The sequence below is a fragment of the Williamsia sp. genome, from assembly GCF_016462415.1.
Lineage (GTDB): Bacteria > Actinomycetota > Actinomycetes > Mycobacteriales > Mycobacteriaceae > Williamsia_A.
This window is the reverse complement of sequence record NZ_JAEMTF010000090.1, coordinates 17140-18267: the sequence shown is the minus strand read 5'-3', so window position 1 is coordinate 18267 and position 1128 is coordinate 17140. Positions and strand designations below refer to the sequence as shown.

The following is a 1128-nucleotide window of genomic DNA, read 5'->3' as shown; positions in this document are numbered from 1 at the left end:
ATCCCCGGTCGAGCGCTACGCCGGAACCGTCGCCCGCGCCCGCCGGAACCGGTGCCCCGCGCGGCCGCGCGAGCAGCTCGCGTCCCGACACCGGCGGCTGGAGCCTCGGCGACAGCGGCATCCGGCTCGGCGGAGCCATCAGTGCCCGGCCCCCGAGCGGCGGCGACCAACCCCGCCCCAACGGATCGCCTGCGGTATCCAACGGAGCGCCCTCAGGCCCCGCAACCGGACGCGGCCCGGAGCCGATGCCGGTGCGCGGCGGACGCCCCGTGCCGCCCGAACGCACCGGCGCCCGACCTCCCGTCGGGCCGCCGGTCCCGTCCGCGTCCGATGACCGCGGCCCGCTGGGACGGCGTCCGTCCCTGCAGGACCAGCGCAACGGTCGGCCGTTGATCGCGTCGCTGAGTCCTGAGGACGATCCGCGCGACGACGACCGGTCCAACGCACGTACCGACGACCACGATTCGAGTGGCCGTCGGCACGAGCGGGGTGAGGATCGTCAGATCAGCGTGCAGGAGCTGCTGCGTCGCCGGAACAGTGGCGAGTGACCTCTGGGAGAGAGGCCTACGTCACCGCGGGTGACGAGGTGTCGGCCGGGTCGCGACTCAACACCCGGGCGTAGCGGCCACCGATCGTCAGCAGTATCAGTCCGACGACGATGAACGCGCCCACCCGGAATGCACCATCGAGGGTGGCGAGGTCGAAGAGCATCAGCTTGGCGACCGCTGCCGCGGCCAGGGTGAGCCCGGCCCCGACCGGCACGATCCGCGCCGATCCCGCCGGGACCCGCGTGGCCTGCACGAGGGCGGCCGCGGCGGCGATCACCCAGCAGATCGTGGCTGCCATGTGCCCGGCGAGGAAGCCGGCGTCGACACCGCCGACGGCCACGCCCGTGGTGACACAGACACTCGTGATCGCGTACAGCGCAACCGCTCCCGTCAACGCCCAGAGCCACTGAGCGGCCGGTGCGACAGCCTCGGAACGGACCCACGCCCACGCCGTCACTCCCGCGGTCGCGGCCAGCAGCACGCCCGCGACAATCGTCGACACCGCCAGCGTCGCGCGGACGTCGACAGGGTCGACCACCATCGACATCGGCGACTGGCCCACGAACGCGAGGCCGCCGAT

1 protein-coding gene and 1 pseudogene are annotated in these 1128 nt (G+C 73.5%); one reads left to right on the top strand and one right to left on the bottom strand.

The genetic code is table 11. The annotated features are described in order from the left end of the window. A pseudogene (locus tag JHC79_RS18120) lies at positions 1-548 on the top strand (hypothetical protein); the annotation flags it as partial. 16 nt (positions 549-564) lie between these two features. Here JHC79_RS18120 and JHC79_RS18115 read toward each other — a convergent pair. Next, positions 565-1128, bottom strand: a 564-nt coding sequence (locus JHC79_RS18115) for a DUF2339 domain-containing protein (RefSeq protein WP_296393399.1), incomplete at its 5' end; no start/stop codon positions are given.